Source organism: Pristimantibacillus sp. PTI5, assembly GCF_048572955.1.
Classification (GTDB): domain Bacteria; phylum Bacillota; class Bacilli; order Paenibacillales; family Paenibacillaceae; genus Pristimantibacillus.
In genome coordinates, this window is record NZ_CP183886.1 from 2,304,583 (window position 1) to 2,318,136 (window position 13,554).

At 52.2% G+C, this 13,554-nt stretch carries 10 protein-coding genes; 2 read left to right on the forward strand and 8 right to left on the reverse strand.

Features of this window, described 5'->3' with window-relative positions; genetic code table 11:
* The first annotated feature begins 83 nt into the window (after nucleotides 1–83).
* Together ACN6MW_RS10320 and ACN6MW_RS10325 are read left to right on the forward strand one after the other, a co-directional pair.
* Entirely contained in the window at nucleotides 84–917 is an 834-nt protein-coding gene (locus tag ACN6MW_RS10320) for a helix-turn-helix transcriptional regulator (RefSeq protein WP_419875380.1), read from the forward strand.
* Nucleotides 918–1,013: 96 nt separating this feature from the next.
* Nucleotides 1,014–2,003 (forward strand): quinone oxidoreductase family protein, encoded by a 990-nt coding sequence (locus ACN6MW_RS10325; RefSeq protein WP_419875381.1) that lies wholly within the window; start codon nucleotides 1,014–1,016, stop codon nucleotides 2,001–2,003.
* A 108-nt stretch (nucleotides 2,004–2,111) separates the two neighbouring features.
* Here the strand turns inward: ACN6MW_RS10325 and ACN6MW_RS10330 are convergent, their stop codons facing one another.
* From ACN6MW_RS10330 to ACN6MW_RS10365, 8 genes are all read right to left on the reverse strand, one after another.
* Nucleotides 2,112–3,245 carry an SGNH/GDSL hydrolase family protein gene (locus ACN6MW_RS10330; protein WP_419875382.1) on the reverse strand — a complete coding sequence of 378 codons (1,134 nt, stop codon included), beginning with the start codon at nucleotides 3,243–3,245 and terminating at the stop codon, nucleotides 2,112–2,114.
* 50 nt (nucleotides 3,246–3,295) lie between these two features.
* Nucleotides 3,296–4,933 (reverse strand): extracellular solute-binding protein, encoded by a 1,638-nt coding sequence (locus ACN6MW_RS10335; protein WP_419876322.1) that lies wholly within the window; start codon nucleotides 4,931–4,933, stop codon nucleotides 3,296–3,298.
* 36 nt (nucleotides 4,934–4,969) lie between these two features.
* A complete protein-coding gene (locus ACN6MW_RS10340; protein WP_419875383.1) occupies nucleotides 4,970–7,267 on the reverse strand; it encodes a helix-turn-helix domain-containing protein in 2,298 nt (765 codons plus the stop codon).
* 157 nt (nucleotides 7,268–7,424) lie between these two features.
* Nucleotides 7,425–9,752 (reverse strand): glycosyl hydrolase family 95 catalytic domain-containing protein, encoded by a 2,328-nt coding sequence (locus ACN6MW_RS10345; protein ID WP_419875384.1) that lies wholly within the window; start codon nucleotides 9,750–9,752, stop codon nucleotides 7,425–7,427.
* Between the two features lie 17 nt (nucleotides 9,753–9,769).
* Nucleotides 9,770–10,687, reverse strand: a complete 918-nt coding sequence (locus ACN6MW_RS10350; protein WP_419875385.1) for a fumarylacetoacetate hydrolase family protein — start codon at nucleotides 10,685–10,687, stop codon at nucleotides 9,770–9,772.
* Between the two features lie 33 nt (nucleotides 10,688–10,720).
* Complete coding sequence (locus tag ACN6MW_RS10355; protein WP_419875386.1) at nucleotides 10,721–11,494, reverse strand: SDR family NAD(P)-dependent oxidoreductase; 774 nt, start codon at nucleotides 11,492–11,494, stop codon at nucleotides 10,721–10,723.
* A gap of 21 nt (nucleotides 11,495–11,515) precedes the next feature.
* Entirely contained in the window at nucleotides 11,516–12,613 is a 1,098-nt protein-coding gene (locus tag ACN6MW_RS10360) for a mandelate racemase/muconate lactonizing enzyme family protein (RefSeq protein ID WP_419875387.1), read from the reverse strand.
* Between the two features lie 23 nt (nucleotides 12,614–12,636).
* Nucleotides 12,637–13,416, reverse strand: coding sequence for an SDR family NAD(P)-dependent oxidoreductase (locus tag ACN6MW_RS10365; protein WP_419875388.1), 780 nt, complete (start codon nucleotides 13,414–13,416; stop codon nucleotides 12,637–12,639).
* Nucleotides 13,417–13,554 lie beyond the last annotated feature (138 nt).

Here is a 13,554-nt window from a genome sequence, read left to right on the forward strand (position 1 = left end):
ATACATAGAGATGACGAGATTCAATTGGACGTATAGCAAAAAGTTTTTGCCGATCGATTTAAAGTAAAGAAGGAGGTGGCAGAATGGCGATAGGAAACGAAAAAACAAAAATCCTCGGAGAGTTTCTAAAATCCCGCCGTGAACGGATTAAACCGGAGCATGTTGATATTATCGGCCGTTTTGGAAGAAGAAGAACGCCCGGATTACGCAGGGAGGAAGTCGCTCATCTCGCGGGAGTAAGCATAACCTGGTATACCTGGCTGGAACAAGGCAGAGTCATCACCACCTCCAGGGAAGTCATTGAGAGTATCGGAAGAGCCTTACAATTGTCTCCTGATGAGCATCTCCACTTGCTTCATTTGGCTAACTACGGCGGAGAAGGAGACTCTTGTCCACCCGCCGAGGATATGAATCCGGTCCTTCAGAGCATTATCGACCAATTGCACTATCCTGCAATCATCGCCAGCGAACGGACCGAAGTGCTCGCGTTCAATCGGATGGCTTCCGAAATTATTGTGGATTTCCATGCGGTTCCTGCAGCGGAACGCGTGATGACGCGGTTGATATTTTTGGACCCGAATCTGCGCAAGCAGTTGGTGAATTGGAAGGAATTTGCCGATTATACGTTAGGGGTATTTCGCTCGAATTATGACCAAAAAGCGGGCGATCATTGGTTCGAGCAATTCGTAAGTAAGATGTGTCAGGAAAGCGAAGAATTTCAGGCACTGTGGCGCATGCACGATGTTCAGCATAAGAAAGCCGTACTATACACCTATGACCACCCCAGTGCAGGTCAATTATTTTTTCAATTAATCTCCTTTTCGAATCTTAACGGTAATCCAAATTTCCACTGCTGCGTCTTTACTCCCATCGCAGGTACCGATACAGAGCGAAAATTAGCGGGTATCGGAAAATAAGCCTGTTAGTCCGAATACCTGTATAACCGCAAACAGGCTGCCTCCTTATATGGCGAATATAATAGGCTTATTCCCAAATTCAGGAGGTTACCGACATTGAGAGCTATAATTATCGATCGACCAGGAGGGCCTGCAAGCTTGCAGCTGCAGGAGAAGCCGGATCTTCAGCCGTCTCCCGGCATGCTTACCATTGACGTCGCTTATGCCGGAGTAGGTTATTTTGAAGTATTGCTGAGCCGCGGCGAATTCAATTCCGTTTTTCCGATGCCGCTTACTCCCGGCTTGGAAGTGTCGGGGTATATACGCGCCATCGGGGAAGGCGTAGAAGGCTTCTACGTTGGTCAACCCGTTGCTTCAATGACACTGCATGATCTTAACGGCTTCGCATCTATGGCGAACGTACGGCCGGATCTAACGGTTCCGTTGGATCAACTGGGGGCCGACCTCGACTTAGCGACAGCGGCGGCTTCCATTGTTAATCTGACCACCGCATACCTGGCCATAAAAGATGTATATAGAATAAGAAAAGGCGACAGCATACTCGTTCATGCGGCAGTCGGCGGGCTGGGCAGCTTTCTGGGGCAGATGGCGAAACAGCTCGGAGCCGGTAAGGTATTCGGCACCGTCGGAAGCGCCCAGAAAGTACAACAAGCCGCAGCCTTTGGATACGATGAATTATTTGTCCGAGATGATTTTGTCGAGCAAACCCTTCGGGCAACTGGAAAAAAAGGCGTTCATGCCGTATTTGACCCTGTCGGAGGAAATATGCGCAAGCAAAGCTTAGAGGTGCTTTGCCCGTTGGGGCAGCTGGTGGTAGTAGGAAACGCAAGCGGAGAAGAGGATATCTTGCATTCTTTTAATCAAATCTGGTTTTCTAATCGTCAGTTTGCAGGCTTTACATTAGGCGGATACAGCGACAGTAATCCCGTGGAGACCGGGAAAGCGGCGCGAGAAGCGTTAGGCATGCTGGCAAGAAAAGAGATTCATGCGGAGATTCAAGGCGTGTACCCTTTGGAAAATGCCAAAGAAGCGCTTGCTCTCCTGGAAGAGAGGAACACGGTCGGGAAATTGGTTTTGAAAATATAAATTTAAGGACCTCGCTCCATAAAACAGCGGCAGTCACGGACTCTTTTCGTCCCTGGCTGCCGCCGGCGCTGTCTGTGGCTGCGCAGTCAGCCTTAACCACCTTAAATGTTAACCGCTAAATACTCTCAATACACGCAAACCGGTACCCTTGCTGCGTTCATCCTTCAGCCCCGTATTCCTTACGGTAATATGGCTTATTTGCTGATCCCCCGCGAGTGAAAACATCGCAATGACTGGGCGAAACGCCCCCACGCACCAATCGTCAAATAAATTCACCTGATGAAAGGTTAACCCATCTAAAGAATACTCAAAGATGCCGCTGTCCGGACCGCAAAATAACAAAAGCCCCGCGCTCTTTCCGCTCACGGTAAACGACAGCAAGGCAAGCTCGCTGTCGGTGCAAAGATGTTCGGCACCGTATCGCCAGTTTATAAGCGGCTCTGGCACCGTCTCCTCGATCGTGAAGCCTACATGCGAAGCCGCTGCTTCCCGGACATTCAGCATAACGCCATGCTCATAGTTTCGATCATCGAGAGGCGAAGGAAGATCCATGTTCGAAGACCCATCGATAGATGAATCACCTATGAGAGCGGTATTCAAAAACTCCCTTACATCCTCCGCGTAAAGCGCGTAGCCTGCATCATTCGGATGGACGAGGTCCGGAGCGAGCTCCTCCCAGCGTGCCTGCCCTGCCTCTATCCGCGCATAGATACGCGCAGCGAGGTTCACGGAAGGAAGATCGTAACGGTCAGCGACCTCCTCATGAACAGCGATATTAAACGGCATTTCCGCTGACAAATTTTTTTCCGCCGCCGTGTACACAAAACAGATATCTGCATCGGGCGACAGACGCCTGCACTGCCGCACGATTCCCTCCATTCCCCGGATGGATTCTCCCCTGTCCCCGCCGTCATTAACGCTGAATTCCACAAACAACAAATCGATCTCGCCCCGATGCAGCACATGCTCTTTGAAGCGAAAAGCGCCAAACGTGGAATTCGTCCCGCCAACTCCCGCATTGATGCATGTCGCCCCCGCAGCGGAAAAGCGTTCCTTCAAAAAATGCTCGGTCAATGCCCGCCAGCTGGTCTTATCCGGCTCGGAGGCGCCATAGCCCTCCGTAATGGAGCCCCCTAGAAAAGCAACGGCAATTGGTGCTTTGCCGGCCAGCTTTTTATTCAGATTGGGCAAGCCGCGGCGAAGCTTCACATAACCGCTTGTTTGTTCTTCGAATTTGCTCACCGTAAATCTCCTTTTCAATTTGTTATTTTCGAGCACGGCACTACCGCATTTTATTTATTTGTTCTCGATTGGTCATATGCTTTTTGCATCATTTCAATATACCGCTCAGCCTGCATATTCTCTAAACCGTCTACATAGCTGTCCCAATCCTTATCCAAATTCAAATCGCCGGTGATGAACTGAAGTGTGCTTTGATCAATGTAGTTGGTTAGGTTCGTATGCAATATTCCTGCTTCGTCCGCTTCTGCCGGATCGAGCCATATCCTCCAGATCGGAAACATTTCAGCTGGCTCATGGCCCTCATACAGCTGGGTCGCTTCAATAAGCCTTCGCTCATATCCGTCGAGCGCGTATATATCCTTGCCCGCCACCCAGCTGTCGCGGTACTCCCTCGGCATGTAGAAATGCGCCATCCCGCTCCAGCCGGAATTCGTGGGCACTGCATCATTTATTGGAATAAGGCTGGCAAACTTCGGCTCCACACCTTCGCCGAGCGCCGCCTCGCCTGCAGCCGGTTTCCTCCAGCCCACTCCTTCAAGGCCGGACTGCGCGATCGTCTGGCCCTCCGGCGTATAGATATAATCGATAATTTGGATTAAAGCGATTTGCGCTTCCTTGCTCGCCTTATTGGTAATCACGAATTTCGCCCCGGGCTGAATGCCGCCCCCGTCAAAGGTAGCGTTTGCCGCATAAGGCCCGGCAAGCGGCGGAATCGGCGCATAATCCTTCATCCGCTCGCCGACGAAAATAGCGGGATGCATGCCCGCTGCGGCGCCGAGGATAGGCGTATCCGCATTATCGCCGATTCTTTTTAACGCTTCCGCATTTTGAATAAACGCTCCCGGGTCGATCAAACCTTCATCGTACAACGATTTAATGTAGGCAAGGCCTTCCTTCCACTGCGGCTTATTCGCCACCATATCCACTTTTCCGTTGTTCATGGCTAAATAATTGCTGTCGTCGTCATAAATAAAGCCGTTCATGAGATACGGAATGATGCGGACGCCAAAATCCTCGATCGAGCCGCTTAACGGAACCTCGTCCGGTATGCCGTTGCCGTTAGGGTCGGATTTTTTGAACGCCTCCAGCATCGCTTTGAATTCAGCCGTCGTTTTGGGCAGCTCCATTCCGAGCTTCGAGAGCCATTTGGTATTCACCCACATTTTGTTCGGATAGGAGCAGTGGAAGCATTGGCTGTATGCGGCAAGACCGTAAATATTGCCGTCAGGCGCTTTACTGAATGCTTTTAAAGTCATATCCTTCTCCATTGCCGCTTTGATGTTCGGGGCATATTGCTCAATTAATGCGTTTAGCGGCAGGATTACGCCCTCTTTGCCATACTTCAACAAATCCGATTGCGAGAACTGGTCTATGTAGGCGGTTAAAATATAGGCATCCGGATAGTCTCCGCCGGCGAGCGAAATTTGCCGCTTCTCCTTGGCGCCGTCCGGCGAGATGCTTTCCCAATTGATTTTCACATTGAATTTCTTTTCGATTAATTTGGTGAAATCATTCGTTTTCAGATCAATGCCCGTTTCCTGCTGGGCGAACACCGAAATCTCGACCGGCGCCGGCTGGGGCAGCAGAGCAGAGCCGCTCTCTTCTGTCCCGCCGCCCCGCGAGCATGCACCCAGCAGCAGGGTAACCGCACAGAGAACCGCGATAAAGCGGATCCGGCTTCTTTTCATCATCAATCACTCCTTTAATGCTGCGCGGACGAACGCTTAGATGTTAACCGATTGCCTATAGGAGCTTGGCGCAATGCCCATCACGCGTTTAAAGGCTCTGCGGAACGAATGCGAGCTGTTGTAGCCGACGCGCGCGGCAATCTCATCGACCGTGCAGGCATCGGTTCGCAGCAAGAAGGAAGCCTGCTCGATCCGGATCATCTCCAGATAATCGGATACGTTGATATCCGTTACCTCCTTGAACAATTGCGAAATATATTTTTCCGGACGCTCTACCTTCTCCGCGATCCGGTACAAGGTCAGCTCGGAATCGCTGTAGGCTTCCGCGATAAACCGCTTGATTTCCTCTACCGTTTGAATATGGGCATGATTTTTTTTGCTGTTGATTACGCCGCACAATGCGTTTACGATTTCGATGATTTCATCCTGAATGACGTTAAGTGCATTGGAGGGCTGAATGCCGATGATTTGATTTTTCAGCGTATGCTGCAGCTCCGATTCCATAAATGCCTTTTGATCCAACAGCTTTAGCAGCGTCCCCTTCAGCTCGCCTACCAGCTGCTGCTTCATCTCCGGAGAAAGCTGATGGTTTTCCGTGTTTTTCTCCATGACAGACAGCACCATCCGCCCCGCCTCATCCGGATCGCCAGCGCGTATCGTGCTGATCAAGCGCTGTTCGATGTCGAGCGGATAGTAATAGGTCGCCGTTTCAAGGCTGGAATCGCTAAACCACAGGATGCTTTGCTTGCTCGCGAACTCGGCATACTCCAGCGTTTGCTTAGCCTGCTCGTAAGAATGGCTCGCATCAATCACGGCCTGAAAGGCCTCGCCGAAAGCAGCTGTAATTGAAATTTTGTATTCGGCATACGCGATATGGGACAGCTTCTCCAGCGTATGACTCATTCGTTGTTTCAATCCGCCGTCCGAATCCTCTTCCATGGCCGTCCAAATCATTACGATGCGATCCGAGCCCAGATCCGTCATGGGCAGCTCGTGAACGAGCTCGGATAAGGCTTGCTTCAGGATCAGCCTGGCGGCGTAAAGCTCATTTAGGATCTCTACGCTGTCCATTCCCGAATAGCCGTTAATTTGCAAAATACCGACATACCCTTCGGTTGAAGCAAGACTCACGCCCGCTTGCGCCGCGGCTGCCGAAATCTCTTCCGAGGTTTGGAATTCACCCGCAATCAAACGTTTCAAGAAGCCGTCTCTTACTAAAGGAAGCTGGCGCTTCAATTCATTCTCGAGCTGCCGATTGCTTGTTATCATATTGGATATATTGCCTTGCAAAAAATCATACTCATTTTTATCCGCGATGCCGTCTTTGCCGAAATGCTCCTTCATCACCCCAAGCAGCCGATGGATTGGCGCGCTGTTCCGGTAGGAGAGGAGCAAGCCGGCCAGCAAGCTGAGCAGCAAAGCCGCACCGGTCACGAGCCACGTAATATGCTTGATTTGATTTGCGTTCTCCATCAGTACCTGCCGCGGAACTCCGGCTCTATAGGTCCAGCCGTTTTTTTCGGAATGGATCGTGATAACGAGATCGTCATTATAAAATTGGCTGGTCTTATCCGTGGCAAGCATAGCGTCAGATGAGAGCCTTTTGGCATCGGCCTCGCTTATGCCCCGCAGCCCCACCGTATTCCCCTGCGCATCGCTAATGTGAGCCCAGCCGCCGTAACGGTCCTCTAGGCCGGCTAGTAAATTCGAAATATTTTCCGCATCAATAATGACAGCCACGGTAGCCGGCGATGAGCCGCTAAAGCTGTCAAGCGGAAGCGACTGCATATACGTAATGACCGAGGTTTGCTTTGAATTGCTCATAAAGGAGCTGAGCGGCATAATTTCGCTGCGATGCGTTTTATCCAGCACCTCAGCCTTCCATTCCTCCAGCGTAAGGTCGGTGTACCGGAAATTTTGATAATAATGCTCCGGACGGAAATACGCCGAGCCCTGCGTGAAAATAACATCGTAATTATTTAAGTAGATAAAGTAATTTTGCAAAAAGTCATTCGTTTGGCTAAAAGGCGTCACCTGCTTCAGCATGCTCCAGATGCCGTATACGTTGACCTCGTTGCCGTTTTTCTTCTCGTTCATTAATTTATTTAGATCCGGGTTTAAGGCGAGCTGCCTGGTGAAGCCCTCGACCTCGACCATCCTTCTCTCCAAAATTTCCTGGCTTCGCTGAAGCTGCGTAACGCTATTCTCGATCGAGATGGATTGCGTTACCGAGATTGAAGTACGATAGGAAACATAGCCCGCTATGCTTGGAATGATCAAAATAATCAGATAGGAAATAAGAAACTTACGGAATATCTTTGAGTACTTAGGCACGGCCAACCCACCCCCTCCGAATAATAGCGCTTACATAAATAAGACAGAAGAGCGCTGCACAGCAAAAAAAAGGATTGCTCATTCATAATAACCTAATGATGCGAAAAGACAACTACTATTAGAAGCGCGTAGTTGTCTTCATCGCTTATTTCGAAGGTTACTGAACCGTCTCTTGCCGTTCTATGAATTGCAGGTCTTTGTTAAGCATATAAGATTGGCCGGGTACCAAGGTGATTGGCACTGTGCGGTCACCGAAACGCACGAGCGTATTCCCCGCCGAAAACGCATGGATGGCTGCTTCCGTCAGCTCGCCGTTTGACCAGGCTACGTCCACTTCCACATTTCCTTTTGCCCGGAGTCCCTTAAATGAACCCTCGGCCCATGCGCCCGGCAGCGCAGGCAGCAGGTGAATCTCGCCGGCATGGCTTTGGAGGAGAATATCCGCAACGGCTGCCGTACCGCCGTAATTGCCGTCGATCACGAAAATATTCGTCTCCGCGCCGGCAACGCCAGCCTTCGAATACGTCAGCATATTATCGAAGCACAGCTCCCCGATTAAATGAGTGATATGCCTCAGCGCACGGTCGCCGTCAAACAAACGGGAGAAACCTGTCGCAAACAGTACCGCCGTAAATTCAATATCCTCCAGCTCATCGGTCTGCATTCTGCCGAGCAGCGTTTGCCTTGCGGCAGCGCTCAGTTCCGGCGTCTTCAGCGGCGTAATTTGATTGCCTGGATACAAAGCGAACAAATGCGCAAGATGGCGATGCTCCGGCTGCGCCTCCTCGTAATCCTCAAGCCATTCCTGCAGCTGCCCCTTCCTGCCAATCTGCAGCGGCGGCAATATAGCTATCGCTTGCTTAAGCTTATCCTGAAGCTCGGCATCTGTCTGAAGCAGCTCAGCCGCCTCTAGGCAGAAGGTGAACAGATCCCGTACCAGCACCTGGTCCATCGTCGGGCCCATCGACAGCTGCTGCGGCCCGTCCGCTCGGCTGCTCGGATAAAAGCTGTTCTCGGGCGAGTTGGACGGTCCCGTAACCAGCCAGCCGCTACTTGGATGCACCGTCATATAATCAAGGAAAAAGGCTGCTGCTTCCTTCATAACCGGATAAGCCTGCTTTGTCAAAAACGTTTGGTCCCGCCCGTATTCATAATGCTCCTTGAGATGCATCGCGATCCAGAGCCCGCCCGTTACGTTAAGTCCCCAGCCGGTTTCCCAGCCCGGCGCCGAGAAGCCCCATGCGTTGGAGAAGACATGCGCCACCCAGCCCTCGCAGCCGTAGAAATCTTCCGCTGCCTGCCTGCCCGCAGCCGACAAGCGTTCAACATAGTTCATTAAAGGAACATGGCATTCCGCCAGATTGCTTATTTCAGTCGGATAGTAGTTCATTTGCGTGTTGATGTCCAGGTGGTAATCGCAGCTCCAAGCCATGCGGTTCGCTTCGCCGTCGTTCCAAACGCCCTGCAGATGCAGCGGCAGCGGCGAATCCTCGCGCGAGCCGGCAATCGTCAAGTAGCGGCCGTATTGGAAAAATAAAGCGGCTAAATCCGGATCATCATGCTGTCCTTCCCGGTAAAGCCGCATCCGCTCGTCTGTCGGAAGCTTGGCGCTTTCGGTATCGCCTAAATCCAAGGATACCCTCGCGTACAAGGCCTGGTAATCCGCAATGTGATCCTCTTTGAGACGCGCATAGCCTTTGGCGATGGCCGCCGCAATCTGCGCCTCGCTTTCCCTGGTCCACCGATCATCGGCTTGGCCATAATCCGTATGGATGGCAAAATAAACAATCGCCTCATCCGCATTCGTTACGACGATTTCATTTCCCCTGCCATGAACGCTGCCGCCTTGGACAACAACCTTAACCCCGCCCCTGCAAAATACGCCGCATTTCCCGTCGCTGTGCATGTCTTCCGTCGCTTGGCCGTTAAACGCGATCGTAGAGCTATCCTTGAGCTCTGCGGCAAAATCGCCTGTTCGTCCTTGCAAGCCCAGCGAAAAGGAAACCGCTCCTGCCCGGTCACTCCCGATGCGCGATACGACGATGCCGTCGGCATGCGTGGCAAACGTTTCTCGCGTAAATGTATAGCCCGAGCTGGCGTAGGTAACCTGCGCGAGCGCCTTTTCCAAGCACAGCTCGCGCTTCAAGCTTTCTCCTTGCTGATCAAAGCGCAGGATCACATCGCATACGGAAAGGTTTGTGCCGAAGTTCTGCTTTTTTGGCTGCAGTCCTTGCTTGGCAAGGCGATCACCCTCGTTATAGTCACCCTTGAAAAAAGCTTCTCTCATCCGCTCCAGCCCGGCTTTGCCTTCGCCGCTGCCCGGAATGCGCTCCGCTTTGCCCGACCAATAGGTCAGCTCCGTCATGCTCCATATTTCTTGCTCGATTCCCCCATGGATAACGGCGCCTATCCTCCCGTTCCCGATCGGCAGACCCTGCTTCCAGCCCGCTCCCGGCCCTGAATACCATAACCTTGCTCGATTCATCTGTACCCATCCTTTCGCTATAAATTAGAATATGTTTCGCTTACGAGGCGGTTGGTCAGGCTTCCTAAGCGTTCGATTTCTATCGTTACCACGTCGCCGTCCTTCAGGTAAACCCGCTGCTCCTCCGGATAGCCTAGCACGACGCCTTCCGGCGTCCCCGTCAGAATGATATCGCCCGGAACAAGCGTCATATGCTGCGAAATATAGCTGACGACCTCATCGCACGGAAAAATCATATCGGATGTATTCGAATGCTGACGGACTTCTCCGTTCACGACGCATTTGATCTCCAAGTCATTCGGGTTCGGAACTTCGTCTGCTGTGACGAGATATGGGCCAAGCGGGCTGAAATCATCGCAGCTTTTGCCGAGCAGCCATTGCGGGGTACGCATTTGGAGATCCCGCGCCGACAGATCATTGACGCTGCAATAACCGAAAACATGCTGAAGCGCCTCGTCTTTGCTTACATATTTGGCCGTCTTTCCAATGACAATGACGAGCTCCGCCTCATAATCGACCTGTGAGGTAACGCGCTCCGGGAGGGCAATATCCTTGCGGTGACCCGTAAGCGTGTTGTTAAACTTATTGAACAAAATCGGATATTGCGGAATGGGCGCATTCGTCTCGATGGCATGCTGCCTATAGTTCAAGCCGACACAGATGATTTTGTTCGGCCTCGTCACGCACGGTCCAAAGCGGATGTCCTCCTCCTGCAGAAGCAAGCCTTCGGCATGCCCGGCAGAATGCAGAACACGCTCAATGTACGCTGCCAGCGTATCCGCGCTCTCCGTGCCGCCTGCAATAACCGCCATCACATCCGTAGGCACGTTTGAATCCGGAAGCCGCTCCAGCGCCGATTGAATATCAAGGATACCGTCATCCAGCTTTACTCCGAGCCTAAACTCTCCGTCCTGCTCTATGTTTACCAGCTTCATAATGTCAAACCATCCTCTCGCTTTTTTTATTCGTCAGGCATCCTTGCCGAATACGACGCCGCCGTCTATATAGAGCGGGGAGCCCATCATAAAGGAGGATTCGTCGGAGGCCAGAAAAAGCACCCCGTTCGCCACATCCTCGGGTCTGCCCAGATTCCCGCTTAGCTGCCTCGTCTTAATGGCCGCAATGGCTGCTTCCGGGTCGTCATACGAGCTTTGCAAATAGTGCTCGACAAACGGCGTCATGATCGTTCCCGGCAAAATCGCGTTCACGCGGATATTGTATTTGGCGTAATCCACCTGCATGGACTTGGTCAGCGCCAGCACGGCGCCTTTCGTAGCCGAATACGAGGCGCGGCGCGCTAAGCCGATCTCTGCTATGCAGGAGGACATGTTGATGATAGTGCCCGACCTTTGCTCCATCATATAAGGAAGCACATGCTTCGAGGGCAGGAATACCCCGCGCAGATTAACCTGCACCACGCGGTCCCATGCCTCCGGCTCAATCTCGTGGATGGCCCCTACGCCGCTGATCCCGGCGTTGTTAAACAAAATATCAATTCCCGCGTAGGCTTGGACCGCCTTCTCCACCATGGCGCGAACCGAATCCGAGTCCGTTACGTCCGCGTGAACAAACACTGCGTTCCCTCCGCCCGCCTGAATGACCTGTACCGTTTCCTGCCCCTTTGCTTCATCAATATCGTTGACGACAACGGTCGCGCCTTCTCTCGCAAACAGCTCTGCCGTCGTTCTTCCGATTCCCGAGCCGGCTCCCGTCAGGAGCGCTATCTTGCCTTGCAGCCTCATCGCAATCCCCCCCTTTGCTCGCTATCTGATGCGATATTCATCGAAATAGCGCGGAATAATTTCAGTGGATGCGCCCGGCATCTCCGGCAGCACGTACTGTCCGTTAATGACCGTAGCCGGCTCCACGAAGATCGATCTAATCCATGGAATGTATTCCAGCATGATGGAACCGGGCGTTGCGGCTACCAAATGCTGATGGATTTGGCCCATATCACCGACATGCGGACAAATCGGAATGTCGTACGAGGCTGCAAGTCCAGCCACCTGAAGCCATTCCGTGATACCCGCTACCCGCGTCACGTCAACCTGGCAATACTCGATTGCGCCTTGATGGATGTAATCGCGGAAAGCATATTTCGAATACACATGCTCGCCAAGCGCGATCGGAACATTCAGCGCATCGGCCAGCTTCTTATGTCCAAGAATGTCATCGGGATTAAGCGGTTCCTCCAGCCAGAACAGATCAAACTCCTCCAGCTTCTTGCCCCATGTCATGGCTGTATTGATGTTCCATTGCTGGTTCACGTCAATCATGAAAATCGTTTGGTCGCCAATCGCTTTGCGAACCGCCTTTACCCGTTCATAGTCCTCGTGCGGATTGGACTTGCCGACCTTGATCTTTACGCCCGTAAAGCCCTGCTCGACAATATCCGTTACATCCTTCAGCAGGCGCTCCATCGACCAGTTCAACCAGCCGCCGTTCGTATTGTACGCTTTGATTCCCTTGGACTTATGTCCGCCAAGGTATTGCCATAGCGGTTTATTGGAGGCCTTCGCCATGATGTCCCAAAGCGCAATGTCTACCGCCGCAAGCGCCATATGCGTAATGCCTGCCCGGCCGACCCAGTGCATTTTCCCGTACCGCAAATTGTCCCAAATTTCCTTTACCATAAAAGGGTCCTTGCCGATCAGCTCCGGCGTATAATATCGCTCTATCGTATCGATGATCATCTCGTCGCCATGCGCGCAGGTTCCCGTGTAGCCATATCCGACATAACCCTCGTCCGTAAAAATACGAACGCCTGACAGTCCCCAATGCGTCGCAGCGTTTATGGCGTCGGTAATAGGCGGATCAATCGGCACATGGAGCACAAACGTTTCTACTTTTGTAATTTTCATCGATAGCTCTCCCTAAATTTTGTTTAATAACCGAGCGAAGCGCCGCCTTCGACAGGCAGGGCGACTCCCGTAATGAACGCAGCCTGATCGGATGCCAAATACAATACCGCATGCGCAACTTCCTCCGGGCTTGCCGGACGGCCAAGCGGATGCATCGCTTGGAGCGATTGAACCGCTTCGGCAGGATTCGCCTGCCCTCTCGTCCATTGTTCCAATAGAGGCGTCATTACGCCTGCCGGGCATACGCAGTTGACTCTTACCCCGTCTGGAGCAAAGTCCAGCGCAAGCGATTTGGTCATCGCTATGACGGCTCCCTTTGAAGCGGAATAAATCGGATTTTGCTTTTGGCCCACAAGGCCGTTAAGCGAAGCCATATTGACGATTGCCCCCTTTGCCTCCCGCAAATGGGGTATCGCGTGTTTGACCATGAGGTAGACGCCTTTCACATTTACGGCAAACAGCTCATCGAAGGAACGCTCGTCGATTTCCTCAAGCGGCTTCGGGCAAATGACCGCTGCATTATTAAACAGCACATCCAGCCGTCCGAAGGCCTTCATCGTTTTGGCTATCAGTTCCGTGACGGCCTCCTCCCGCGACACATCGGCTGGAATTGCGACGGCCCTTGGAAGCCCTTTCATAATTGCGTCATTTTTATTCAGCCCGTCAGCTGCGCGCTGCCCTTCTGCCTGGTTCCAATCCGCTATCACAACGCGTGCGCCCTCCGCGGCGAACAACCGCGCGCTTACCTCGCCGATCCCGGAGCCGCCGCCGGTGATGAGCACAACCTTATTTTTAAAGCGCAAGCACATTCCTCCTTTTGCTGACTTCCGCCATGCTCGCGATCCTAATTAATGTTGTTAATTTATCCGTTCTCCGATCATCAGATCTATCGTTAATATTGCAGTTATTGTATCATCTATATAGGTATTCGTATTTGATTA